Genomic DNA, 23,698 nt, shown 5'->3' on the forward strand with positions numbered 1-23,698 from the left:
GTTACTTCCTCTTCGCCTTCTTGTCCGCCGCGTGACCGTAGAAGGTCCGCGTCGGAGCGAACTCGCCGAACTTGTGACCGATCATGTGCTCGGTGACGAGAACCGGCAGGAACTTGTGGCCGTTGTAGACGCCGAACGTCAGACCCACGAACTGCGGCAGGATGGTCGAGCGACGCGACCAGATCTTGATGATCTCGTTGCGACCCGAAGCCCGGCTCTTGTCCGCCTTCTTGAGCAGATAGCCGTCGACGAACGGGCCTTTCCAAACGGAGCGTGCCATCGTTCGACCTCCTTACTTCGAATGACGGCGGCGCAGGATCAGGCCATCCGTCTTCTTGTTGTGACGCGTCTTCTTGCCCTTGGTCGGCTTGCCCCACGGGGTGACCGGATGACGGCCGCCCGAGGTGCGGCCTTCACCACCGCCGTGCGGGTGGTCGATCGGGTTCATGGCGACGCCACGGACCGACGGACGGACACCCAGCCAGCGCTTGCGGCCGGCCTTGCCGAGGTTGGTGTTCATCTGGTCGGGGTTCGACACAGCACCCAGGGTCGCCATGCACTCGCCGCGCACCACGCGAAGCTCGCCCGAGGGCAGCTTCAGCTGGGCGTAGCCGCCGTCACGGCCGACCAGCTGCAGGTACGTGCCGGCCGAACGAGCGACCTGACCGCCCTTGCCAGGCTTCAGCTCGACGTTGTGGACGATGGAGCCGACCGGGATGCTCTTGAGGGGCATCGCGTTGCCGGGCTTCACGTCGACCTTCTCGCCCGAGATGACCGTGTCGCCGACCTTCAGGCGCTGCGGCGCCAGGATGTAGGACAGCGTCCCATCCTGGTACTTGATCAGCGCGATGAAGGCGGTGCGGTTCGGGTCGTATTCCAGCCGCTCGACGGTGGCCGGAACGTCGAACTTGCGACGCTTGAAGTCCACCAGACGGTAGACGCGCTTGTGACCGCCACCCATCCGGCGCGCGGTGATGCGGCCGGTGTTGTTGCGGCCGCCGGACTTGGTCAGGCCCTCGGTGAGGGACTTGACCGGCTTGCCCTTCCACAGCTCCGAGCGGTCGACGATGACCAGCTGGCGGAGCGAGGGAGTAATCGGGCGGTATTGCTTCAGAGCCATCGGATCACACTCCCGCTCAGATGCCCGTGGTCACGTCGATCTTGTTGCCCTCGGCGAGGGTAACAATGGCCTTCTTGAAGTCCGACCGACGGCCCATGATGCCGCGGAACCGCTTGGTCTTGCCCTTGGAGATCAGGGTGTTGACCGCGGTCACCTTGACGTTGAAGAGGCCTTCAACGGCGGCCTTGATCTCCGGCTTGGTGGCCGTGAGCGGCACGCGGAAGGTGACCTGGTTGTGCTCCGACACCAGCGTCGACTTCTCGGTGATGACCGGAGCGAGGATGAGATCGTACATCCGCTCCTGGCTAACCGAAGGTTTCGACCGATTGCTCATTTCAGGCGAGCCTCCAGTTGCTCGACCGCGTTGCGGGTCAGGACCAGCGTGTCGCGGCGGAGGATGTCGTAGACGTTCGCGCCCTGCTCCGGGAGCAGGTCGATCAGCGGGATGTTGCGCGACGCCTTGGCGAAATTCTCGTCCAGGTTCGAGCCATCGATGATCAGCGCCGAGGTCAGGCCGAGGGTGGCGAGACGAACCGCCAGCTCCTTGGTCTTGTGGCTGTCGGAGGAAGCGGCGTCGAGGACGACCAGCTTGCCTTCGGCGGCCTTGGCCGACAGGGCGGTCTTCAGGGCCAGCTTGCGGACCTTCTTGGTCAGGTCATGCTCGTGCGAGCGGACGACCGGGCCGAAGATGGTGGCGCCGCCGCGGAACTGCGCGGAACGGATGGAGCCCTGACGAGCGCGGCCGGTGCCCTTCTGCCCGTAGGGCTTCTTGGTCGTGCCGGAGATCTCGCTGATGCCCTTGGTCTTGTGGTTGCCGGAGCGGCGCTTGGCCAGCTGCCAGTTCACCATGCGCGCCAGCAGGTCGGTGCGGGCCGGCAGACCGAACACGGCGTCCGACAGCTCGATCTCGCCGACGGCTTCGTTGTTCAGATTCTTGATCGTGGCCTTCATGGCGCTCACTCCTGCGACTCGGCCGGGGCTTCCGCCGCCGGAGCCGACTTGACGGCCGCCGGGAAGGGCAGGCCTTCCGGCGCCTTCTTCTTCACGGCGTCGCGGATGCGCAGCCAGCCGCCCTCGGCGCCGGGGACGGCGCCCTTCAGCAGGATCAGACCACGGGCCTCGTCGACCGACACGACCTGCAAGTTCAGGACCGTGACCTTCTCGTCGCCGAGATGGCCGGCCATCTTCTTGTTCTTGAAGACCTTGCCGGGATCCTGACGGTTGCCCGTCGAACCGTGCGAGCGGTGCGACACCGACACGCCGTGCGTGGCGCGCAGACCACCGAAGTTCCAGCGCTTCATCGCACCGGCAAAGCCCTTGCCGATGGAGGTGCCGGTGACGTCGACATACTGGCCGGCGACGAAATGGCTCACCGAGATCTCGGCGCCGACTTCGATCAGGGCATCGGCGTCGACGCGGAACTCGGCGAGCTTGCGCTTCGGTTCCACACGCGCCTTGGCGAAATGCCCACGCTCAGGCTTGTTGACGTTCTTGACCTTGATGGCACCCGCGCCGAGCTGGACGGCGGTGTAGCCATCCTTGTCCTCGGTGCGAACGGCGACGACCTGGCAGTTGTCGACTTTCAGCACAGTGACCGGAACATGCTGGCCGTCGTCCGTGAAGACGCGGGTCATGCCGACCTTCTGCGCGATCAAACCGGATCGCATTGTTCTTTATCTCCTGACCAGGGACATCCGCTTTACCGGAGAGGTCCCTCACCAAACCGGAAAAAAACTCAGAGCTTGATCTCGACATCCACGCCGGCGGCGAGGTCGAGCTTCATCAGCGCGTCCACCGTCTGCGGCGTCGGATCGACGATGTCGAGCAGACGCTTGTGGGTGCGGATCTCGAACTGCTCGCGCGACTTCTTGTCGATGTGCGGCGAGCGGTTCACGGTAAACTTCTCGATCTGCGTCGGCAGCGGGATCGGGCCCCGCACGCGCGCGCCGGTCCGCTTGGCGGTGTTGACGATCTCGCTGGTCGACTGGTCGAGCACGCGATGATCGAACGCCTTCAGGCGGATGCGGATGTTCTGGCTGTCCATGTCCAAACGTCCCTTGCACCTCGTAGCGGTGACGCGGACGCGCCACCGGAACCTCTTCACAAACTTCCGCGAACCGCAGGCGACGAGACGCCGCGCGCCGTTCCACCGAAGCGGGCGACGGGCGACTCTTCCGACCGATGCGACGGGCCGATACGAAAAAGAACATCCCCCGCGCGGCGAGGCGCGGAAGGGATGTTCCGGTCGGCTGACGCGCGCCTCGACCCATTGTCGGGGTGCGCCTTGCCGTTCGTCATCGGGCTGCGTCTAGGCCGAACCTGCCTACCACCAACCCAAAATCCAGAGGGCGTAATCTCTATGTTGTCGCAGCCCCCGTGTCAATCCTGATTCTCCCCGCTGCGGGAAGAAGAGGATCAGCACGGGGGCTGCTGGGAAGAGACGGCGCCCGATGGCTAGAACCCGGCGGTCCGGAGCGGAGCGGCGAACCGTCCCGACCCGGGCCGCGACACCAAAAACCTTACTCGACGATCTTGGCGACGACGCCGGCGCCGACGGTGCGACCACCCTCGCGGATGGCGAAACGCAGGCCCTCGTCCATGGCGATCGGGGCGATCAGCGCCACGTCCATGGCGATGTTGTCGCCCGGCATCACCATCTCGACGCCTTCCGGCAGCGAGACCATGCCCGTCACGTCGGTCGTGCGGAAATAGAACTGCGGACGGTAGTTGGTGAAGAACGGCGTGTGGCGGCCGCCCTCCTCCTTCGTCAGGATGTAGGCCTCGGCCTTGAACTTGGTGTGCGGGGTGATCGAGCCCGGCTTGGCCAGAACCTGGCCGCGCTCGACGTCCTCGCGCTTCGTGCCGCGCAGCAGCGCGCCGATGTTGTCGCCCGCCTGGCCCGACTCGAGCAGCTTGCGGAACATCTCGACGCCGGTCACGGTGGTCTTGACCGTGGCCTTCAGGCCGACGATCTCGACTTCCTCGCCGACCTTGACGATGCCGCGCTCGACACGGCCGGTCACCACGGTGCCACGGCCCGAGATCGAGAACACGTCCTCGATCGGCATCAGGAACGGACGGTCGACCGGACGCTCCGGCTGCGGGATGTACTCGTCCACCGTCTTCATCAGCGCGAGAACGGCGTCACGGCCGATCTCCGGCGAACGGTCTTCCAGCGCGCACAGGGCCGAGCCCTTGGTGATCGGAATGTCGTCGCCCGGGAACTGGTAGGACGAGAGCAGCTCGCGCACTTCCAGCTCGACCAGCTCCAGCAGCTCCGGATCGTCGACCATGTCGACCTTGTTCATGAACACCACCAGCGCCGGAACGCCGACCTGGCGGGCCAGCAGGATGTGCTCGCGGGTCTGCGGCATCGGGCCGTCGGCGGCCGACACCACCAGGATCGCGCCGTCCATCTGGGCCGCGCCGGTGATCATGTTCTTCACGTAGTCGGCGTGGCCGGGGCAGTCGACGTGCGCGTAGTGGCGGTTGGTCGTCTCGTACTCGACGTGGGCGGTCGAGATCGTGATGCCGCGCGCCTTCTCTTCCGGCGCCTTGTCGATCTGATCGTAGGCGGTGAAGGTCGCGCCGCCGGACTCCGCCAGCACCTTCGTGATCGCCGCCGTCAGCGACGTCTTGCCGTGGTCGACGTGGCCGATCGTGCCAACGTTGCAGTGCGGCTTGTTCCGCTCGAACTTTGCCTTAGCCATGGTCGGTCTCTCCGTTTCTCAATCGTTCCAGCGGTTTTCAGGCCACCTTGGCGCGGACGCCGTCCGCGATGGCCTGTGGCACCGGCTCATAATGGTCGAACTGCATGCTGTACTGCGCGCGGCCCTGGCTCATCGAGCGCAGGGAGTTCACATAACCGAACATGGACGCCAGGGGAACCAGCCCCGTGACGACCTGCGCGTTGCCGCGCCGGTCCATGCCGGTGATCTGCCCCCGGCGGCCGTTCAGGTCGCCGATCACGTCACCCATATAGTCTTCCGGCGTGATGATTTCGACCCGCATCAGCGGCTCCAGCAGCACCGGCGCAGCCTTCGCCAGCCCGTCGCGGGCGGCGGCGCGGGTCGCCAGCTCGAAAGCCAGGGTCGAGGAATCGACGTCGTGGAAGGCGCCGTCGGTCAGCGTCGCCTTGACGTCCACCGTCGGGAAGCCGGCGACGACACCGCCGTCGCGCAGCGCCTCGAGCCCCTTTTGCACCCCGACGACGAACTCCTTCGGCACCGCGGCCGCGGCGGCGCGGTTCTCGAACACGAAGCCCGATCCCGGCGCCAGCGGCTCGAAGACCAGCGCGACGCGGGCGAACTGCGCGCGGTCGCCGGTCTGCCGGCGGTGCGTGTGGTCGATCTCGGCCTTGCGGGTGATCGTCTCGCGGTAGGCGACCTTCGGCGTGCCGACCGCCGCGTCGACGCGGAACTCGCGCTTCATGCGGTCGACGACGATCTCCAGATGCAGCTCGCCCATGCCACGGATGATGGTCTGGCCGTTCTCGCGGTCGACCGACACCTGCAACGACGGGTCCTCCTGGGTCAGCTTGCCGAGCGCGGCGCTCATCCGATCGTGGTCGGCGTCGGTGCGCGGCTCGACCACCACCTCGATGACCGGCTCGGGAACGTCCAGCCGCTCCAGCACGATCGGCTTGGCCGGATCGCACAGCGTGTCGCCGGTGCCGGTGAACTCCAGCCCCGCGAAGGCGACGATGTCGCCGGTGTGGGCGCGCTCGATGTCCTCGCGGCTGTTGGCGTGCATCAGCAGCATGCGGCCGATCTTCTCGCGCTCGCCCTTCACCGGATTCACCACGGTGTCGCCGACACTCACGGTGCCGGAATAGACGCGGAAGAAGGTCAACGGCCCGACATAGGGATCGTTCATCACCTTGAAGGCGAGGCCCGAAAAGGGGGCGTCGTCGTTGGCCGCGCGCTCGTCCGTCCCGGCGTCGCCGACCGGGTGGCCCTTGACGGCGCCGATGTCGACCGGGGCCGGCAGGTAATCGACCACCGCGTCGAGCATCGGCTGGATGCCCTTGTTGCGGAAGGCGGACCCGCAGAGAACCGGAACGAAGGAGCCGGCGATGGTGCCCTTGCGGATGCAGGCGCGCAGCGTTTCCGGCGAGGGCTCCGCGCCGTTTTCCAGATAGGCGGCCGTGGCCGCCTCGTCGAGGTCGAGGACGGCGTCGAGCAGCGCCTGCCGCGCCTGGACCGCCGCGTCCTTCAGATCCTCGGGAATTTCGGTGTGGTGGAATTCGGCGCCCAGCGTCTCGGTCTTCCAGACGGTGGCGCGCATCTCCACCAGATCGACGACGCCGACGAAGGCGGCCTCGGACCCGATGGGCAGTTGGAGGACCAGCGGGACGACGCCCAGCCGCTCCTTCATCATCGCGACGCAGCCGTCGAAATCGGCGCCGACGCGGTCCATCTTGTTGATGAAGCCCATGCGCGGCACGCCGTACTTGTCGGCCTGCCGCCACACGGTTTCCGTCTGGGGCTCCACCCCCGCCACCGAATCGAAAATGGCGACGGCACCATCGAGGACGCGCAACGACCGCTCGACTTCGATGGTGAAGTCGACGTGGCCGGGCGTGTCGATGATGTTGATGCGGTGGTCGCGCCAGAAACAGGTCGTCGCCGCCGAGGTGATCGTGATCCCCCGCTCCTGCTCCTGCTCCATCCAGTCCATGACGGCGGTGCCGTCATTGACCTCGCCCATCCGATAGGATTTGCCGGTGTAGAACAGGATGCGCTCGGTCGTCGTCGTCTTCCCGGCATCGATGTGGGCCATGATGCCGATGTTGCGGTAACGGTCGAGAGCGTGCGAGCGGGGCATGAACGATCACCCGGAGCGACGGAGGCCTTACCAGCGGTAGTGCGAGAACGCCTTGTTGGCTTCCGCCATGCGGTGCGTGTCTTCGCGCTTCTTGACGGCGGTGCCGCGCTGGTTGGCGGCGTCGAGCAGCTCGCCCGACAGACGCTCGGTCATGGTGTTTTCCGAGCGGGCGCGGGCGGCGCTGATCAGCCAGCGGATGGCCAGTGCCTGGGCGCGGTCCGAGCGGACCTCGACCGGAACCTGGTAGGTCGCACCGCCGACGCGGCGGGAACGGACTTCCAGGTGCGGCTTCACGTTGGCGAGCGCGTCGTGGAAGACCTGAACGGGATCGTTCTTGGTCTTGACCTCGATGCGGCCGAGCGCGCCGTAGACGATGCCTTCGGCGGCCGACTTCTTGCCGTCCAGCATCAGGCAGTTCATGAACTTGGTCAGAACGCGGTCGCCATACTTGGCGTCCGGCAGGACTTCACGCTTCTCGGCGCGATGACGACGGGACATCGTGAGTTCTCCTTACTTCGGACGCTTCGCGCCGTACTTCGAACGGCGCTGCTTACGATCCTTGACGCCCTGGGTATCCAGCGTGCCGCGAATGATGTGGTAGCGCACACCGGGAAGGTCCTTCACACGACCGCCGCGGATCATGACCACCGAGTGCTCCTGAAGGTTGTGGCCTTCACCCGGAATGTAGCTGGTCACCTCGAAGCCGTTCGTCAGACGAACGCGGGCGACCTTACGAAGGGCCGAGTTCGGCTTCTTCGGCGTCGTGGTGTAGACACGGGTGCACACGCCGCGCTTCTGCGGGCAGGCCTCCATGGCCGGAACCTTGTTGCGCGCGGCCAACGGCTCGCGCGGCTTACGGATCAACTGGTTGATCGTCGGCATAGCTGCCCTTTATCCCTTCAAGACGATTCGTCCGGCGGAGCCGGACGATGCAAAAGCCCGCCTGCGAAGCGTTGCCGCTTCGAGCGGGCCGAATGAGCAAGCGCCGACCAAATCGCTTCGACCGGCTATGTCGATGGGTTCATCCGGATGGCCATGAGCGGATACACTCCGCCCCAGGGTCCCTTTGAAGTTCGCGGACTATAGGGAAGCGGCCAAGGGGCGTCAAGCGCGCAAATCACAGCATCCGCTGCCTGTTTTCCGTCGCCGAGCCGCGCGCTTCACGGCTCCGCCGCGTCGAGCCGGGCCACCGCCGCCCGCACCGCCGCCCGCACCGCCGCCGAACGCGCGGCGAGCATCGGGCCCATCCGTTCCATCAGCAAGGCGGTCAGATCCTCCCCCGCCCCCGCCGGCGAACCGGCATCGAACGGCGGCTTGGGATCATACTCGATGGAGAGCTGGATCAGCTTGGCGCGCTCCTCGCCGAACAGCGCCGCGACGATGGTCAGGGCGACGTCGATGCCGGCCGTCACCCCGCCCCCGGTGAAGAGGTTGCCGTCCACCACCACGCGCCGGTCGACCGGCTCGGCCCCGAACGCGGCCAGGAAATCGCGGGACGCCCAATGAGTGCCCGCCCGGCGCTCTCTCAGAAGACCGGCGGCGCCCAGCACCAGCGACCCGGTGCAGATCCCGGCGAGGAAGCGCGCGGTGCGAGCCTGCGCCCGCAGGAAGGCCAGCACCGCGTCATCCCCGAGAAGCGCGTGGATTCCGGCGCCGCCGGGAACCAGCAGGAGATCCAGGTCGGGACAATCCGCCAAGACGGTCGTCGGGAGGATGCGCAGGCCGGTGTCGGAGCGGACCGGGTCGAGATCCTTCCACAACAGATGCGTCTCAGCTCCGGGCACCCGCGCCAGCACCTCGTAGGGCCCGGTCAGGTCGAGCTGCGTGAAGTCGGGGAACAGCAGCAACCCGAAGCGGGGTGGACGATCGGTCATGGCGCACCTCGCGAGCCGGGGGAGCCCGAGCCTAACCCCGGTCCTTGAAAAGGAAAAGGGCGCGTCCCTCGCGGAACTCGCCCCCTCCCCTACCCTATGACGGAGGCTCTCAGGCCGCCGTGCTCTCCTCGCCGGGTTGCGGCAGGGCCGGAGTGTCCTCCGCGATGCCGCTTTCCAGCTCCGCCTCGCGGTCGCGCTCGGCGGCGATCTGCTTCAGGCGATTCACCACGGAGCCCGTGCCGGCCGGGATCAGGCGGCCGACGATGACGTTCTCCTTGAGGCCCTCCAGGTTGTCGACCTTGCCGCCGACGGCCGCTTCCGTGAGGACGCGGGTGGTTTCCTGGAACGACGCGGCCGAGATGAAGGAGCGCGTCTGGAGGCTGGCCTTGGTGATGCCCTGGAGCACCGGATGGCCGGCGGCGATCTGGAGCCCCTCGGCGGCGGTCTTCTCGTTCTCCTCGTCGAACTCCTGACGGTCGACCTGCTCGCCCACCAGGAAGGTGGTCTCGCCGGCGTCGGTGATCTCGACCTTTTGCAGCATCTGGCGAACGATCACCTCGATGTGCTTGTCGTTGATCTTCACGCCCTGCAACCGGTAGACGTCCTGGATTTCGTTGATGAGGTAGTTGGCCAGAGCCTCCACGCCCATCACCGCCAGGATGTCGTGCGGCACCGGGTTGCCGTCCATCAGCAGGTCGCCGCGCTCGACGTAATCGCCCTCCTGCACCGAGATGTGCTTGCCCTTCGGGATCAGATACTCCTTCTCGTCCCCCGATTCGTCGTTGCGGACAACGATGCGCCGCTTAGTCTTGTAGTCCTTCCCGAACTCGACGCGGCCGCTCATCTCCGAGATGATCGCGAAGTCCTTCGGACGGCGCGCCTCGAACAGCTCGGCCACGCGCGGCAGACCGCCCGTGATGTCGCGGGTCTTCGACGATTCGCGCGGGATGCGCGCCAGCACGTCGCCGGCCTGGACCTCGGCGCCATTCTCCACCGAGAGGATGGCGTCCACCGACATGAAGTAGCGGGCTTCCAGGCCGTTCGGCAGGGTGATGAGTTCACCCCGGTCGTCGACCAGCGCGATGCGCGGCTTCAGATCGGCGCCGCGCGGCTGCTGGCGCCAATCCACCACCACCTTCGAGCTGATGCCCGTCGCCTCGTCCATCACCTCGCGCATGGAGATGCCCTCCACGAGGTCGATGTAGCGCGCGGTGCCGGCGCGCTCGGTGATGATCGGCAGGGTGTAGGGGTCCCACTCGGCCAGCTTCTGGCCGCGCTCGACCTTGACGTCGTCGTCGGCCAGCAGCTTGGCGCCGTAGGGCACGCGGTGACGCGCCCGCTCGCGGCCCTGCTCGTCGAGCAGGACGACCTCGGTGCTGCGGCCCATGACCACCGGGATGCCGGACGAGTTGATGACGACGTTGCGGTTGTTGATCCGCACCGTGCCGTCGAACACCGCCTCGACCTGGCTCTGCTCGGCGCCGCGCTGCGCCGCGCCACCGATGTGGAAGGTGCGCATCGTCAGCTGGGTGCCGGGCTCGCCGATCGACTGCGCCGCGATGACGCCGACCGCCTCGCCGGTGTTCACCAGCGTGCCGCGGGCCAGATCGCGGCCGTAGCACTTGGCGCAGACGCCGTCCTTGGTCTCGCAGGTCAGCACCGAGCGGATGAAGACGCTGTCGATGCCCGAGCGCTCGACGCGGTCGACCGTCGGCTCGTCGATCAGGCCGCCATCCTCGATGATCAGCTCGCCGTTCAGCGGGTCGATCACGTCGCCGACCGCGGTTCGGCCGAGGATGCGGTCGCCCAGCGGCGAGATGACCTCGCCGCCGTCGATCACCGCCTTCACGGTGATGCCCTTGGTCGTGCCGCAGTCATGCTCGACGATGATGGCGTCCTGCGCCACGTCGACGAGACGGCGGGTGAGGTAACCGGAGTTCGCCGTCTTCAAGGCGGTGTCGGCCAGACCCTTGCGGGCGCCGTGGGTGGAGTTGAAGTACTCCAGCACGGTCAGGCCTTCCTTGAAGTTCGAGATGATCGGCGTCTCGATGATCTCGCCCGACGGCTTGGCCATCAGGCCGCGCATGCCGGCCAGCTGGCGGATCTGCGCGGCCGAGCCACGGGCGCCGGAGTGGGCCATCATGTAGACCGAGTTGACCGGCTTGCCGGCCTCGGTGGTCGAGATGGCCTTCATCATCTCGGAGGCGACCTTCTCGGTGCACTCCGACCAGACGTCGACGACCTTGTTGTACTTCTCGCCCTGGGTGATCAGGCCGTCGAGATACTGCTGCTCGAACTCCTTCACCCGCTCCTTCGACTCGTTGACCAGACGGGTCTTAGCCTCGGGGATGACCATGTCGTCCTTGCCGAACGAGATGCCGGCGCGGCAGGCGTGGCCGAAGCCCAGCTTCATCAGCCGGTCGGCGAAGATCACCGTCTCCTTCTGGCCGCAATGGCGGTAGACGGCGTCGATGACGTTGCCGACGTCCTTCTTGGTCAGGACGCGGTTGATCAGCGAGAAGGGCACGTTCGGGTGACGCGGCAGGATCTCCGACATCAGCATGCGGCCGGGGGTCGTCTCGACGATCGAGATCTTCTCGTTGCCCTCGTCGTCGACACCGACGTAACGCGCCTTGATCTTGGCGTGGATCGACAGGACCTTGGCGTTCAGCGCCTGCTCGATCTCCGAGACGTTGGCGAACACCATGTTCTCGCCCCTCTCACCGGGGCGGTCCATCGAGATGTAGTAGATGCCGAGCACGATGTCCTGCGACGGCACGATGATCGGCTTGCCGTTGGCGGGCGACAGGATGTTGTTGGTCGACATCATCAGGACGCGCGCTTCCAGCTGCGCTTCGAGCGACAGCGGGACGTGCACGGCCATCTGGTCGCCGTCGAAGTCGGCGTTGAAGGCGGTGCAGACCAGCGGGTGCAGCTGGATCGCCTTGCCTTCGATCAGCGTCGGCTCGAAGGCCTGGATGCCGAGACGGTGGAGAGTCGGCGCGCGGTTCAGCATCACCGGATGCTCGCGGATGACCTCCTCCAGGATGTCCCAGACCTCGGGACGCTCCTTCTCGACCATCCGCTTGGCGGCCTTGATGGTCGAGGCCAACCCGTACAGCTCGAGCTTGGCGTAGATGAAGGGCTTGAACAGCTCCAGCGCCATCTTCTTGGGCAGGCCGCACTGGTGCAGCTTCAGCTCAGGACCGACGACGATGACCGAGCGGCCCGAATAATCGACACGCTTGCCGAGCAGGTTCTGACGGAAGCGGCCCTGCTTGCCCTTCAGCATGTCGGACAGCGACTTCAGCGGACGCTTGTTGGCGCCGGTGATGACGCGGCCGCGGCGGCCGTTGTCGAACAGCGCATCAACCGCTTCCTGAAGCATGCGCTTCTCGTTGCGGACGATGATATCCGGCGCCTTCAGCTCGATCAGCCGCTTGAGGCGGTTGTTGCGGTTGATGACGCGGCGGTACAGGTCGTTCAGATCCGAGGTGGCGAAGCGGCCGCCGTCGAGCGGGACCAGCGGACGCAGCTCGGGCGGGATCACCGGAACGACTTCCAGGATCATCCACTCCGGGCGCGACTGCGAGGCCATGAAGGCGTCGATCAGCTTGAGGCGCTTGACCAGCTTCTTGCGCTTGGCCTCCGAGTTGGTGTCGCGCAGCTCCTCGCGGCAGGTCTTCTTCTCTTCCTCGAGATCCAGCGCCGACAGCATGATGCGCAGCGCCTCCGCCCCGATCGAGGCGGTGAAGGCGTCCTCGCCATACTCGTCCTGGGCGTTCATGAAGTCTTCCTCGCTGAGCAGCGAGTGCAGCTTCAGCGGAGTCAGGCCCGGCTCGATGACGACGTAGTTCTCGAAATAGAGGATGCGCTCCAGATCCTTGAGCGTCATGTCGAGCAGCAGGCCGATGCGGCTCGGCAGCGACTTCAGGAACCAGATGTGGGCGACCGGCGAGGCCAGCTCGATGTGGCCCATGCGCTCGCGCCGGACCTTCGACAGCGTGACCTCGACGCCGCACTTCTCGCAGATGATGCCGCGGTACTTCATGCGCTTGTACTTGCCGCACAAGCACTCGTAGTCCTTGATCGGGCCGAAGATCCGCGCGCAGAACAGACCGTCGCGCTCCGGCTTGAAGGTGCGGTAGTTGATGGTTTCCGGCTTCTTGATCTCGCCGAACGACCAGGAGCGGATGCGCTCGGGGCTGGCGATCTGGATGCGGATCTGGTCGAAGCTCTGGGGGCCCTGGACCTGGCCGAAAATATTCATCAACTCGTTCATGACCGTCTCCCGCTGGCAGCGCCGCGTTGTCGGTTAAGGGCAGTGCGTGGCCCCGGAGCGGCGGTCGGCCGTTCCGGGGCTTTGGTCACGTCAAACGGACTCAGTAGGACCGCTGGTTCAGTTCGACGTTCAGGCCGAGGGAGCGCAACTCCTTGACCAGCACGTTGAACGACTCCGGAATACCGGCCTCGAAGTTGTCGTCGCCGCGGACGATCGCCTCGTAGACCTTGGTGCGGCCGGACACGTCGTCCGACTTCACCGTCAGCATTTCTTGCAGCGTGTAGGCGGCGCCATAGGCTTCCAGCGCCCAGACCTCCATCTCACCGAAGCGCTGGCCGCCGAACTGGGCCTTGCCGCCCAGCGGCTGCTGCGTGACCAGCGAGTAGGGACCGATCGAGCGGGCGTGGATCTTGTCGTCCACCAGGTGGTGCAGCTTCAGCATGTAGATGTAGCCGACCGTGACCTTGCGGTCGAAGGTCTCGCCGGTGCGCCCGTCGGTCAGAGTCGACTGGCCCGATCGGTCGAAGCCGGCCCGCTCCAGATGGACGCAGATGTCCTCCTCGCGGGCGCCGTCGAAGACCGGGGTCGCGAAGGGCACGCCCTTGCGCAGGTTGCCCGACAGCTCCAGGATCTCGCCGTCGGTCATGTCGGCGATGTCCTCGGCGTAGGTCGCCTCGCCGTAGGAGGTCTTCAGCGTCGAGCGCAGGGCCTCCAGCTGCGGCGCCCCGTCCGCCTTCTGGCGGATGGCGAGCCGGTACTGATCGACCGCGCGGCCGATCTGCTTGCCGAGGCCCGACGCGGCCCAGCCCAGATGCGTCTCGAGAATCTGACCGACGTTCATGCGCGAGGGCACGCCCAGCGGGTTCAGCACGAGATCGACGGGGGTGCCGTCCTCCAGGTAGGGCATGTCCTCCTGCGGGATGATGCGCGACACGACGCCCTTGTTGCCATGACGGCCGGCCATCTTGTCGCCCGGTTGCAGCTTGCGCTTCACCGCGACGAAGACCTTGACCATCTTCATCACGCCCGGCGGCAGCTCGTCGCCGCGCTGGAGCTTGTCCACCTTGTTCTCGAAGCGGTCCTGGAGCGCCTTGATCGAGTCGTCGAACACCTTGGCGAGGTTCTCGACATTCTCCATCACCGTTTCGTCGGCGATGGAGATCTGGCGCCACAGGCCCTTCGACAGGCCGCCCAGCACCTCGTCGGTGAGGACCGTGCCGCCCTTCATGCCCTTCGGGCCGGCCTGTGCCGTCTGGCCGATCAGCACTTCCTTGAGGCGGGTGTAGAAGCTGCGCTCCAGGATGCCGCGCTCGTCGTCGCGGTCCTTGGCCAGCTTCTCGATCTCGGCGCGTTCGATGGCGAGCGCGCGCTCGTCCTTGTCGACGCCGCGGCGGCTGAAGACGCGGACCTCGACGATGGTGCCGACGACGCCCGGCGGCAGGCGCAGCGAGGTGTCGCGGACGTCGGACGCCTTCTCGCCGAAGATGGCGCGCAGCAGCTTCTCTTCCGGCGTCATCGGGCTTTCGCCCTTCGGCGTCACCTTGCCGACCAGGATGTCGCCCGGACGGACCTCGGCGCCAATGTAGACGATGCCGGCCTCGTCGAGGTTCTTGAGGGCTTCCTCGCCGACGTTGGGAATGTCGCGGGTGATTTCCTCCTGGCCCAGCTTGGTGTCGCGGGCCATGACCTCGAACTCCTCGATGTGGATCGAGGTGAAGACGTCGTCCTTGACGATGCGCTCATTGATGAGGATCGAGTCCTCGAAGTTGTAGCCGTTCCACGGCATGAACGCGACGAGCACGTTGCGGCCGAGCGCCAGCTCGCCCAGATCGGTCGACGGGCCGTCGGCGATGATGTCGCCGGCCTTCACCCGGTCGCCCACCTTCACCAGCGGACGCTGGGTGATGCAGGTGTTCTGGTTGGAGCGCTGGAACTTCAGCAGGTTGTAGATGTCGACGCCCGGCGCCGTGCTGTCCGAGCTGTCGGTGGCGCGGACGACGATGCGGGTCGCGTCGATCTGGTCGATGACGCCGGAGCGCTTGGCGACGATGGTCACGCCGCTGTCGCGGGCGACGGTCGCCTCCATGCCGGTGCCGACCAGCGGAGCGTCGGCCTTGACCAGCGGCACCGCCTGACGCTGCATGTTCGAGCCCATCAGCGCGCGGTTCGCGTCGTCGTTCTCCAGGAACGGGATCAGCGCGGCGGCGACGGAGACGAGCTGCTTGGGCGAGACGTCGATCAGGTCGATCGCCTCGGGCCGGAACATCAGGTACTCGCCACCCTGGCGGCACGACACGAGGTCGTTGGCGAAGGTGTTGTCCGCGTTCAGCTCGGCGTTCGCCTGGGCGACGACATAGCGGCCCTCCTCCATCGCCGAGAGATAGACGACGTCGTTGGTGACGCGGCCGTCCACCACCTTGCGGTAGGGGCTCTCGATGAAGCCGTACTGGTTCACGCGGGCGTAGGTCGCCAGCGAGTTGATCAGACCGATGTTCGGGCCTTCCGGCGTCTCAATCGGGCAGATGCGGCCGTAGTGGGTCGGGTGCACGTCGCGCACCTCGAAGCCGGCGCGCTCGCGGGTCAGACCGCCCGGCCCGAGAGCCGAGAGACGACGCTTGTGCGTGATCTCGGACAGCGGGTTGGTCTGGTCCATGAACTGCGAGAGCTGCGACGAGCCGAAGAACTCGCGCACGGCGGCGGCGGCCGGCTTGGCGTTGATCAGGTCGTGCGGCATGACCGTGTCGATCTCGACCGAGCTCATGCGCTCGCGGATCGCGCGCTCCATGCGCAGCAGGCCGACGCGGTACTGGTTCTCCATCAGCTCGCCGACCGAGCGGACGCGACGGTTGCCGAGATGGTCGATGTCGTCGATCTCGCCGCGGCCGTCCTTCAGGTTCACCAGAACCTTCAGGATCTCCAGGATGTCCTCCTTGCGGAGAACGCGCATCTGGTCGTCGGTCTTGAAGTTCAGGCGCGCATTCATCTTCACGCGACCGACGGCCGAGAGGTCGTAGCGCTCGCTGTCGAAGAACAGGCCGGAGAACAGCGCCTCGGCCGACTCCAGGGTCGGCGGCTCGCCCGGACGCATGACGCGGTAGATGTCGATCAGCGCGTCTTCGCGGCTGGCGTTGCGGTCCGCGTTCATCGTGTTGCGGATGTAGGCGCCGACGTTCAGGTGGTCGATCGCCAGCACCGGCAGCTCGTCGACGCCGGTCTTCTCCAGCTTGTCGAGATCGCTGGCCGACAGCTCGTCGCCCGCCTCGAACAGCACCTCGCCGGTGCGCTCGTTGATGATGTCGACGGCCAGATAGCGGCCGGTCAGCTCCTCGGTGGAGACCTGCTGCTCGGTCAGGCCGGCCTCGACCAGCTTCTTGATGACGCGCGGCGTCATCTTGGCGCCGGCCTCGGCGACGACGGCGCCGGTGGCGGCGTCGATCAGGTCGGAGACGAGCTTGACGCCCTTCATGCGGTCGACGTTGAACGGGGTCTTCCAACCGCCGGCCGAGCGCGTGTAGGTGATCGTCTCGTAGAAGTAGTTGAGGATCTCTTCCTTGGCCATGCCCTGCGCCTCGTAGGGCAGCAGGTCCTTGCGGTTGGCCTTGCGCTCGGCGCGCAGCGCCTCAGTCTCCGCGCCGTCGAGCGCGAAGAGCAGGGTCGTGGCGGGCAGCTTGCGGCGGCGGTCGATGCGGACGTAGACGAGATCCTTGGCGTCGAACTCGAAGTCCAGCCAGGAGCCGCGGTAGGGGATGACGCGGGCGGCGAACAGATACTTGCCCGACGAGTGGGTCTTGCCCTTGTCATGGTCGAAGAAGACGCCCGGCGAGCGGTGCATCTGCGAGACGATGACGCGTTCGGTGCCGTTGATGACGAAGGTGCCGTTGGCCGTCATCAGGGGCATGTCGCCCATGTAGACGTCCTGCTCCTTGATGTCGCGGATGGAGCGCAGCCCGGTGTCTTCCTCGATGTCGAAGACCGACAGGCGCAGCGTCACTTTCAGCGGGGCGGCGAAGGTCATGCCGCGCTGCTGGCACTCCTCGACGTCATACTTCGGCTGTTCGAGCTCATACTTCACGAAATCGAGCACGGCGCGGTCGGAGAAGTCCTTGATCGGGAACACCGACTTGAAGACTTCCTGAAGGCCGAGGTTCGCCCGCTTCTCCGGGGCGATGTCCATCTGCAGGAAGTGGTCGTAGGAGCTGCGCTGCACCTCGATGAGGTTAGGCATCTGGGTGACTTCCGGGATGCGCCCGAAGCTCTTCCGAACACGTTTACGACCCGTAAAGGATTTGGCCATGGATGTCCCCAAACGTCTGCTACGTGATGCGCTTCAACCGACCGACAACCGTTCCCAAGGGGGGCGGGCCCCCAATGGGTCACCCCGGCGGGCGACCGCGCGGGCCGTCCCGAAAATCGGGACGGAAAGAACCGCACCGGGACGAACCCGGTACGGCGAAAGGCAGAAAACGCCGCACAGCGGCCGGCTCCCTTGGGAGCCGACCGCCGTCCGACGTGGAACTGTATGAACCGTAACGCAACAAGGTCTTACTTAATATCGACCTTGGCGCCGGCCTCTTCAAGCTGCTTCTTGATCTTGGCGGCCTCGTCCTTCGTGGCGCCTTCCTTGACGGGCTTCGGGGCGCCTTCGACCAGGTCCTTGGCTTCCTTCAGGCCCAGGCCGGTGATGGCGCGGACTTCCTTAATCACGTTGATCTTCTTGTCGCCGGCGTCGGCGAGGATCACCGTGAACTCGGTCTGCTCTTCGACCGGAGCGGCGGCAGCGGCCGGGCCGGCGGCGGCGACGGCCACCGGAGCGGCGGCGGAGACGCCCCACTTCTCTTCGAGCAGCTTGGACAGCTCGGCGGCTTCCAGGACGGTCAGGGCCGACAGGTCGTCGACGAGCTTCTGCAGATCAGCCATGGTACTACTCCAAACGACTTGAGTTCTGGGTATGGAAAAAACGGGTGACTAAGAGACCGGCTGGAAAACCAGCTCAGGCCGCCTCGTCGTCCTTCTTCGCGTAGGCCGCCAGCACGCGGGCGACCTGGCCGCCCGGAGCCTGGAGGACACCGGCGATGCGGGTCGCCGGGGTCTGGATCATGCCCACGAGCTTGCCGCGCAGTTCGTCCAGCGACGGGAGCGAGGCGAGGGCCTTGACCCCCTCCGCGTCCAGCAGCTGGGTGCCGAGGCTGGCGCCGACGATCTTGAGCTTCTCGTTGGTCTTCGCGTAGTCGGCCACCACCTTGGCGGCCGCAACGGGATCCTTCGAGAAGGCGATCGCCGTCGGTCCCTTGAAGAGACCGTCCAGACCTTCGAACTGCGTCCCCTGAAGGGAACGACGGGCGAGCCGGTTCTTCGTCACTTTGAAGCTGGCGCCAGCAGCCCGAACCTTCGCACGCAGGTCGGTGACTTCCTTCACCGTCAGGCCCAGATGGTGGGTGACCACCACCAGGCCCGTGTCCTGGAGCTTCGATTGCAGAGCCGCGATCGTCGCTTCTTTTTGTGTACGATCCACGGATCGCCTCCTTGCACAGAGGTGTACATGGAGCCCCTCCCCCTTGGCAGGGATCGGAACTCCGGCGAACCTGTCCCAGAAGTTCAAGCCGTTCCTGTTCCGACTTTCATCGGAGTGGTGAACGGGTTCAACTCCCGTCTGCGCCGGTGAATTTTAAGCCCTTCCCGTCGAAACGATTCGGGCACCAGCGGTCTCGGACAGGGTGGGCAGTCGCCCGGAGGGTGACCACCCGATCCCCCCGGCCTCCGGAGAGGCCAGGGGGAAAACTCGGAAACTTACGCCGAGGCGCCGGCCGGGGCCGACACGGTGGCGAGGTCGACCTTCAGGCCGGGGCCCATGGTCGAGGACAGCGAGACCTTCTCGATGTACTGGCCCTTGGCACCGGTCGGCTTGGCACGGCTGATGGCGTCGACGAAGGCGCGGATGTTCTGGACCAGCGCCTCTTCCGAGAAGCTGGCCTTGCCCACGCCGGCGTGCACGATGCCGGTCTTCTCGGCGCGGAACTCGACGGCGCCGGCCTTGGCGGCCTTGACGGCGCCGGCCACGTCCGGGGTCACGGTGCCGAGCTTCGGGTTCGGCATCAGGCCGCGCGGGCCGAGAACCTTGCCCAGCTTGCCGACGACGCCCATCATGTCCGGGGACGCGATGCAGCGGTCGAAGTCGATGTTGCCGGCCAGGATCTTCTCGGCCAGATCGTCGCCGCCGACCACGTCGGCGCCGGCGGCCAGGGCCTCGTCGACCTTGGCGCCGCGGGCGAACACCGCGACGCGGACGGTCTTGCCGGTGCCGTTCGGCAGGTTCACGACGCCGCGGACCATCTGGTCGGCGTGGCGCGGATCGATGCCGAGATTCATCGCGATCTCAATGGTCTCGTCGAACTTGGTCTTCGACGTGCTCTTCAGCAGCGCGACGGCCGCCTCGAGGTTGTAGAAGCTGTCACGGTTGACGTTCTTGTAGGCGTCGGTCAGACGCTTGCCCAGCTTGGCCATGGATCAGCCCTCCACCACTTCGAGGCCCATCGAGCGGGCGGAGCCGGCGATCATGGTCGCAGCGGCGTCGACGTCGTGCGCGTTCAGATCGACCATCTTCTTCTGGGCGATCTCGCGGATCTGCGACGTGGTGACCGAGCCGACGAAACCGCCCTTGCCGGGGGTCGTCGAACCCTTGTCCTTGCCCGAGGCCTTCTTCAGGAAGTAGCTGACCGGCGGGGTCTTGGTCACGAAGGTGAAGGTGCGGTCGCCATAGGCGGTGATGACCACGGGAATCGGCATGCCGACTTCCAGGTCCGCCGTCTTGGCGTTGAACGCCTTGCAGAACTCCATGATGTTCAGGCCGCGCTGGCCGAGCGCCGGGCCGATGGGCGGCGACGGGTTCGCCTTGCCGGCCGGAACCTGCAGCTTGATGTAACCGACGATCTTCTTCGCCATGGGGGAACCTCCAGAGACGGCGCCGCGCAAGACAGGCTCGGCGCCGCGGGGTTTCGCGGTACGGCTATGGCGGGCCTACCGCAACAGAAGGAGCCACCGACGGCCAAGCCGACGGCAGCTCCGGGAAACGGAATGGAACGCGGACCTCAGACCTTCTCGACCTGGGTGTACTCCAACTCCACCGGCGTCGAGCGACCGAAGATCGACACCGCCACCTTGAGGCGGGACTTCTCCTCGTCGACTTCCTCGACGACGCCGTTGAAGGAGGTGAAGGGACCGTCGCTCACACGAACCTGCTCGCCCACCTCGAAGGTGATCGACGGCTTGGGGCGCTCGAAGCCTTCCTGCACCTGATGGATGATCCGCTCGGCCTCGCGCTGCGAGATCGGCTGCGGCTTGCCGCCGCCACCCAGGAAATCCGTGACCTTCGGCGTGTTCTTCACCAGCGACCACGTCTCGTCGATCAGGTCCATCTTGACCAGGACGTAGCCGGGGAAGAACTTGCGCTCGCTGTTGACCTTCGAGCCCCGGCGAACCTCGACCACTTCCTCGGTCGGGACCAGGATTTCCTCGAACTTGTCGGCCAGCCCCTTCTGCTCCGCCTTCTCGCGGATCGCCTGGGAGACCTTTTTCTCGAAACCCGAATAAACGTGCACGACGTACCAGCGCGCGGCCATGCTCAGCCTCCCAGCCCAAGGATCAAGCGAACGGCGAACGCCAGCACCTGATCGACGACGAGGAAGAACAGGGCGGCCAGCACGACCATGACGAAGACCATGGCGGTCGTGATGCCAGTTTCCTTGCGGGTCGGCCAGGTGACCCTGGCAACCTCGCGGCGGACCTCGCGCGCGAATTCTGCGGGATTGACTTTAGCCATCGTGCGAACCGTGCGAGCTCCGGAGCGACTTCAGGGTGCCGCTTCTACCCAATTCATTGTCTGGACGGGATGGCAGGAGCGGAGGGGCTCGAACCCGCAACCCCCGGTTTTGGAGACCGGTGCTCTACCAATTGAGCTACGCTCCTATCGCCGTCCGGCCGAGACCTCGGGAGAGGTCAAGGCGTTTTACCGGAAGCACTTACCACAAGCAACCTGCCTTTTGAACCGTCCCCGCCGGGCTTCCGTCCGGCGGGGGAGGCAGGCTTATAGCATCACTCGACGATCTTGGCAACAACGCCGGCGCCGACGGTGCGACCACCCTCGCGGATGGCGAAACGCAGGCCCTCGTCCATGGCGATCGGGGCGATCAGCGCCACGTCCATGGCGATGTTGTCGCCCGGCATCACCATCTCGACGCCTTCCGGCAGCGAGACCATGCCCGTCACGTCGGTCGTGCGGAAATAGAACTGCGGACGGTAGTTGGTGAAGAACGGCGTGTGGCGGCCGCCCTCCTCCTTCGTCAGGATGTAGGCCTCGGCCTTGAACTTGGTGTGCGGGGTGATCGAGCCCGGCTTGGCCAGAACCTGGCCGCGCTCGACGTCCTCGCGCTTCGTGCCGCGCAGCAGCGCGCCGATGTTGTCGCCCGCCTGGCCCGACTCGAGCAGCTTGCGGAACATCTCGACGCCGGTCACGGTGGTCTTGACCGTGGCCTTCAGGCCGACGATCTCGACTTCCTCGCCGACCTTGACGATGCCGCGCTCGACACGGCCGGTCACCACGGTGCCACGGCCCGAGATCGAGAACACGTCCTCGATCGGCATCAGGAACGGACGGTCGACCGGACGCTCCGGCTGCGGGATGTACTCGTCCACCGTCTTCATCAGCGCGAGAACGGCGTCACGGCCGATCTCCGGCGAACGGTCTTCCAGCGCGCACAGGGCCGAGCCCTTGGTGATCGGAATGTCGTCGCCCGGGAACTGGTAGGACGAGAGCAGCTCGCGCACTTCCAGCTCGACCAGCTCCAGCAGCTCCGGATCGTCGACCATGTCGACCTTGTTCATGAACACCACCAGCGCCGGAACGCCGACCTGGCGGGCCAGCAGGATGTGCTCGCGGGTCTGCGGCATCGGGCCGTCGGCGGCCGACACCACCAGGATCGCGCCGTCCATCTGGGCCGCGCCGGTGATCATGTTCTTCACGTAGTCGGCGTGGCCGGGGCAGTCGACGTGCGCGTAGTGGCGGTTGGTCGTCTCGTACTCGACGTGGGCGGTCGAGATCGTGATGCCGCGCGCCTTCTCTTCCGGCGCCTTGTCGATCTGATCGTAGGCGGTGAAGGTCGCGCCGCCGGACTCCGCCAGCACCTTCGTGATCGCCGCCGTCAGCGACGTCTTGCCGTGGTCGACGTGGCCGATCGTGCCAACGTTGCAGTGCGGCTTATTCCGCTCGAACTTTGCCTTCGCCATCGCTTTGATCTCTCGTTCCCGACGTTCCGGACGCACAACATGGCCCGGCCGGGATCGGTTCAGCCGGGGCGCGCGCGGGTTGGAGCGGGTGAGGGGAATCGAACCCCCGTCGTAAGCTTGGAAGGCTTCTGCTCTACCATTGAGCTACACCCGCCTCGCCATCCCGCCGGCGCGACCGTCCGGGGCAAAACCAGATCACGGACAAGCCGTGGAATGTAAGTGGTGGAAGGGACTGGATTTGAACCAGTGTACGCTTACGCGGGCAGATTTACAGTCTGCTGCCTTTAACCACTCGGCCACCCTTCCGTTCCGCTTCGGGCTGAGCCCGTCGCGGAGTTCGGCACTATCCCCATTTTTTGGGCCTTGTCAACACGGCGTCGGCGGTTCACACAAAAAAACTTCGCTACGCCGTTCCGGCGGGCTCCTCCCTCCTCTTTGCGGGTACCATGACGCGCTCCAAGCCCCCCTCCTCCGGCCATCCCGGCAACCGTTCCTCCGGCAAGCCCCAGCACACGCCCCGGGAGACGCCCCGGGAGACGTCCAAGGGCGGCGGCGGCCCCCGGGGCGCCCAGGGCGCCTGGCTCTATGGCCTGCACCCGGTGACGGCGGCCTGGACGAATCCCGAGCGGCGCGTCCACCGGCTGCTGGCGACCGAGGCGGGGCGGGCGGCGCTCGACGGCGCGCTCGCCGCTGCGCGGACCGCCGGACTGAGCCGCCCCGGCCTCACCATCGTCGACAAGACCGAACTGGACCGGCTGATGCCGCCGGGGGCGGTGCACCAGGGGGTCGCGGCCGACGTCGCCCCGCTGCCCGACGTCGGGATCGACGACCTCTGCAACGAACTGGCCGGCGAATCGCAGGCCGTCATCGTCGTGCTCGACCAGGTGACCGATCCCCACAATGTCGGGGCCATCCTGCGCTCCGCCGCCGCCTTCGGCGCCCGCGCCGTGGTGGTGACCGAGCGGCACGCCCCGGAAACCACCGGGGTGCTCGCCAAGAGCGCGTCCGGCGCGCTGGAGGCGGTTCCGCTGGTGCGGGTGACCAACCTCGCCCGCAGCCTCGCGGAGTTGCAGCAGGCGGGCTTCTGGAGCGTCGGGCTGGCCGAGTCGGGAAAAGGCACGCTGGCCCAGCTCGACCTGACCGGCAAGACGGTGCTGGTGATGGGGGCGGAGGGCAGCGGGCTGCGCCGCCTGACCATGGAGCGCTGCGACGTCATCGCCCGCCTGCCGACCGGCGGCCCGGTCGGCAGCCTGAACGTGTCCAACGCGGCGGCGGTCGCCCTGTACGAGGTCGCGCGGCTGCGTGCGTGAGGCCACG

The 23,698-nt window shown here is 66.3% G+C and carries 21 protein-coding genes and 3 tRNA genes; 1 reads left to right on the forward strand and 23 read right to left on the reverse strand.

Annotated features, from left to right (window positions below; genetic code table 11):
• Position 1: 1 nt before the first annotated feature.
• The 23 genes from rpsS to J2847_RS06805 form a co-directional block, all read right to left on the reverse strand.
• Positions 2–280, reverse strand: a complete 279-nt coding sequence (gene rpsS, locus J2847_RS06695; RefSeq protein ID WP_012973209.1) for a 30S ribosomal protein S19 — start codon at positions 278–280, stop codon at positions 2–4.
• A gap of 12 nt (positions 281–292) precedes the next feature.
• Positions 293–1,120, reverse strand: a complete 828-nt coding sequence (gene rplB, locus J2847_RS06700; protein WP_085555132.1) for a 50S ribosomal protein L2 — start codon at positions 1,118–1,120, stop codon at positions 293–295.
• A 16-nt stretch (positions 1,121–1,136) separates the two neighbouring features.
• Positions 1,137–1,454 carry a 50S ribosomal protein L23 gene (locus J2847_RS06705; protein WP_085555133.1) on the reverse strand — a complete coding sequence of 106 codons (318 nt, stop codon included), beginning with the start codon at positions 1,452–1,454 and terminating at the stop codon, positions 1,137–1,139.
• Positions 1,451–2,071 carry a 50S ribosomal protein L4 gene (rplD, locus tag J2847_RS06710; RefSeq protein ID WP_085555134.1) on the reverse strand — a complete coding sequence of 207 codons (621 nt, stop codon included), beginning with the start codon at positions 2,069–2,071 and terminating at the stop codon, positions 1,451–1,453. Before rplD ends, J2847_RS06705 begins: the two co-directional genes overlap by 4 nt.
• A 5-nt stretch (positions 2,072–2,076) precedes the next feature.
• Complete coding sequence (gene rplC, locus J2847_RS06715; protein ID WP_085555135.1) at positions 2,077–2,787, reverse strand: 50S ribosomal protein L3; 711 nt, start codon at positions 2,785–2,787, stop codon at positions 2,077–2,079.
• A gap of 68 nt (positions 2,788–2,855) precedes the next feature.
• Positions 2,856–3,164, reverse strand: a complete 309-nt coding sequence (gene rpsJ / locus J2847_RS06720; RefSeq protein WP_085555136.1) for a 30S ribosomal protein S10 — start codon at positions 3,162–3,164, stop codon at positions 2,856–2,858.
• Between the two features lie 475 nt (positions 3,165–3,639).
• Positions 3,640–4,830, reverse strand: coding sequence for an elongation factor Tu (gene tuf, locus J2847_RS06725; protein WP_085555137.1), 1,191 nt, complete (start codon positions 4,828–4,830; stop codon positions 3,640–3,642).
• 37 nt (positions 4,831–4,867) lie between these two features.
• Positions 4,868–6,946 carry an elongation factor G gene (gene fusA, locus J2847_RS06730; protein ID WP_209778124.1) on the reverse strand — a complete coding sequence of 693 codons (2,079 nt, stop codon included), beginning with the start codon at positions 6,944–6,946 and terminating at the stop codon, positions 4,868–4,870.
• 27 nt (positions 6,947–6,973) lie between these two features.
• Positions 6,974–7,444: a 30S ribosomal protein S7 gene (gene rpsG / locus J2847_RS06735; RefSeq protein WP_085555139.1), complete on the reverse strand. Its 471-nt coding sequence runs from the start codon at positions 7,442–7,444 to the stop codon at positions 6,974–6,976.
• 12 nt (positions 7,445–7,456) lie between these two features.
• Positions 7,457–7,828, reverse strand: coding sequence for a 30S ribosomal protein S12 (gene rpsL / locus J2847_RS06740; protein ID WP_012973201.1), 372 nt, complete (start codon positions 7,826–7,828; stop codon positions 7,457–7,459).
• Between the two features lie 278 nt (positions 7,829–8,106).
• On the reverse strand, positions 8,107–8,820 hold the full coding sequence (locus tag J2847_RS06745) for a DJ-1/PfpI family protein (protein ID WP_209778126.1): 714 nt from the start codon (positions 8,818–8,820) through the stop codon (positions 8,107–8,109).
• A gap of 109 nt (positions 8,821–8,929) precedes the next feature.
• Positions 8,930–13,102 carry a DNA-directed RNA polymerase subunit beta' gene (gene rpoC, locus J2847_RS06750; protein ID WP_085555140.1) on the reverse strand — a complete coding sequence of 1,391 codons (4,173 nt, stop codon included), beginning with the start codon at positions 13,100–13,102 and terminating at the stop codon, positions 8,930–8,932.
• Positions 13,103–13,202: 100 nt separating this feature from the next.
• Positions 13,203–17,396 (reverse strand): DNA-directed RNA polymerase subunit beta, encoded by a 4,194-nt coding sequence (gene rpoB / locus J2847_RS06755; protein ID WP_085555141.1) that lies wholly within the window; start codon positions 17,394–17,396, stop codon positions 13,203–13,205.
• A 248-nt stretch (positions 17,397–17,644) separates the two neighbouring features.
• The gene (rplL, locus tag J2847_RS06760) at positions 17,645–18,019 is read right to left on the reverse strand and encodes a 50S ribosomal protein L7/L12 (RefSeq protein WP_085555142.1); all 375 of its coding nucleotides are present in this window, start codon (positions 18,017–18,019) and stop codon (positions 17,645–17,647) included.
• A 73-nt stretch (positions 18,020–18,092) separates the two neighbouring features.
• The gene (gene rplJ / locus J2847_RS06765; RefSeq protein WP_085555143.1) at positions 18,093–18,614 is read right to left on the reverse strand and encodes a 50S ribosomal protein L10; all 522 of its coding nucleotides are present in this window, start codon (positions 18,612–18,614) and stop codon (positions 18,093–18,095) included.
• 275 nt (positions 18,615–18,889) lie between these two features.
• A complete protein-coding gene (gene rplA, locus J2847_RS06770; RefSeq protein ID WP_209778128.1) occupies positions 18,890–19,603 on the reverse strand; it encodes a 50S ribosomal protein L1 in 714 nt (237 codons plus the stop codon).
• A gap of 3 nt (positions 19,604–19,606) precedes the next feature.
• Complete coding sequence (gene rplK, locus J2847_RS06775) at positions 19,607–20,041, reverse strand: 50S ribosomal protein L11 (RefSeq protein WP_085555145.1); 435 nt, start codon at positions 20,039–20,041, stop codon at positions 19,607–19,609.
• A 146-nt stretch (positions 20,042–20,187) separates the two neighbouring features.
• Positions 20,188–20,718 carry a transcription termination/antitermination protein NusG gene (nusG, locus tag J2847_RS06780; protein ID WP_085555146.1) on the reverse strand — a complete coding sequence of 177 codons (531 nt, stop codon included), beginning with the start codon at positions 20,716–20,718 and terminating at the stop codon, positions 20,188–20,190.
• Positions 20,719–20,720: 2 nt separating this feature from the next.
• Entirely contained in the window at positions 20,721–20,918 is a 198-nt protein-coding gene (gene secE, locus J2847_RS06785; protein WP_085555147.1) for a preprotein translocase subunit SecE, read from the reverse strand.
• Positions 20,919–20,988: 70 nt separating this feature from the next.
• Positions 20,989–21,064, reverse strand: a tRNA-Trp gene (locus J2847_RS06790).
• Positions 21,065–21,190: 126 nt separating this feature from the next.
• On the reverse strand, positions 21,191–22,381 hold the full coding sequence (gene tuf / locus J2847_RS06795; protein WP_085555137.1) for an elongation factor Tu: 1,191 nt from the start codon (positions 22,379–22,381) through the stop codon (positions 21,191–21,193).
• Between the two features lie 80 nt (positions 22,382–22,461).
• Positions 22,462–22,535, reverse strand: a tRNA-Gly gene (locus J2847_RS06800).
• A gap of 66 nt (positions 22,536–22,601) precedes the next feature.
• Positions 22,602–22,687: transfer RNA gene (locus J2847_RS06805), tRNA-Tyr, on the reverse strand.
• A 140-nt stretch (positions 22,688–22,827) separates the two neighbouring features.
• Here J2847_RS06805 and rlmB point away from each other — a divergent pair.
• Positions 22,828–23,691, forward strand: coding sequence for a 23S rRNA (guanosine(2251)-2'-O)-methyltransferase RlmB (gene rlmB, locus J2847_RS06810; protein WP_209778129.1), 864 nt, complete (start codon positions 22,828–22,830; stop codon positions 23,689–23,691).
• Positions 23,692–23,698: the final 7 nt, after the last annotated feature.

The organism is Azospirillum agricola (assembly GCF_017876095.1).
In the GTDB taxonomy this organism is placed as follows: domain Bacteria; phylum Pseudomonadota; class Alphaproteobacteria; order Azospirillales; family Azospirillaceae; genus Azospirillum; species Azospirillum agricola.

Bases quoted from the DNA above. Each gene is read 5' to 3' on its own strand.
- tuf (WP_085555137.1), bottom strand. From the start codon at position 4,830: ATGGCTAAGGCAAAGTTCGAGCGGAACAAGCCGCACTGCAACGTTGGC.
- fusA (WP_209778124.1), bottom strand. From the start codon at position 6,946: ATGCCCCGCTCGCACGCTCTCGACCGTTACCGCAACATCGGCATCATG.
- rlmB (WP_209778129.1), top strand. From the start codon at position 22,828: ATGACGCGCTCCAAGCCCCCCTCCTCCGGCCATCCCGGCAACCGTTCC.
- rplK (WP_085555145.1), bottom strand. From the start codon at position 20,041: ATGGCGAAGAAGATCGTCGGTTACATCAAGCTGCAGGTTCCGGCCGGC.
- J2847_RS06745 (WP_209778126.1), bottom strand. From the start codon at position 8,820: ATGACCGATCGTCCACCCCGCTTCGGGTTGCTGCTGTTCCCCGACTTC.
- rplD (WP_085555134.1), bottom strand. From the start codon at position 2,071: ATGAAGGCCACGATCAAGAATCTGAACAACGAAGCCGTCGGCGAGATC.
- secE (WP_085555147.1), bottom strand. From the start codon at position 20,918: ATGGCTAAAGTCAATCCCGCAGAATTCGCGCGCGAGGTCCGCCGCGAG.
- rpsJ (WP_085555136.1), bottom strand. From the start codon at position 3,164: ATGGACAGCCAGAACATCCGCATCCGCCTGAAGGCGTTCGATCATCGC.
- J2847_RS06705 (WP_085555133.1), bottom strand. From the start codon at position 1,454: ATGAGCAATCGGTCGAAACCTTCGGTTAGCCAGGAGCGGATGTACGAT.
- rplC (WP_085555135.1), bottom strand. From the start codon at position 2,787: ATGCGATCCGGTTTGATCGCGCAGAAGGTCGGCATGACCCGCGTCTTC.
- tuf (WP_085555137.1), bottom strand. From the start codon at position 22,381: ATGGCGAAGGCAAAGTTCGAGCGGAATAAGCCGCACTGCAACGTTGGC.
- rplL (WP_085555142.1), bottom strand. From the start codon at position 18,019: ATGGCTGATCTGCAGAAGCTCGTCGACGACCTGTCGGCCCTGACCGTC.
- rpsG (WP_085555139.1), bottom strand. From the start codon at position 7,444: ATGTCCCGTCGTCATCGCGCCGAGAAGCGTGAAGTCCTGCCGGACGCC.
- rpsL (WP_012973201.1), bottom strand. From the start codon at position 7,828: ATGCCGACGATCAACCAGTTGATCCGTAAGCCGCGCGAGCCGTTGGCC.
- rpoB (WP_085555141.1), bottom strand. From the start codon at position 17,396: ATGGCCAAATCCTTTACGGGTCGTAAACGTGTTCGGAAGAGCTTCGGG.
- nusG (WP_085555146.1), bottom strand. From the start codon at position 20,718: ATGGCCGCGCGCTGGTACGTCGTGCACGTTTATTCGGGTTTCGAGAAA.
- rplB (WP_085555132.1), bottom strand. From the start codon at position 1,120: ATGGCTCTGAAGCAATACCGCCCGATTACTCCCTCGCTCCGCCAGCTG.
- rpsS (WP_012973209.1), bottom strand. From the start codon at position 280: ATGGCACGCTCCGTTTGGAAAGGCCCGTTCGTCGACGGCTATCTGCTC.
- rpoC (WP_085555140.1), bottom strand. From the start codon at position 13,102: ATGAACGAGTTGATGAATATTTTCGGCCAGGTCCAGGGCCCCCAGAGC.
- rplA (WP_209778128.1), bottom strand. From the start codon at position 19,603: ATGGCCAAGCTGGGCAAGCGTCTGACCGACGCCTACAAGAACGTCAAC.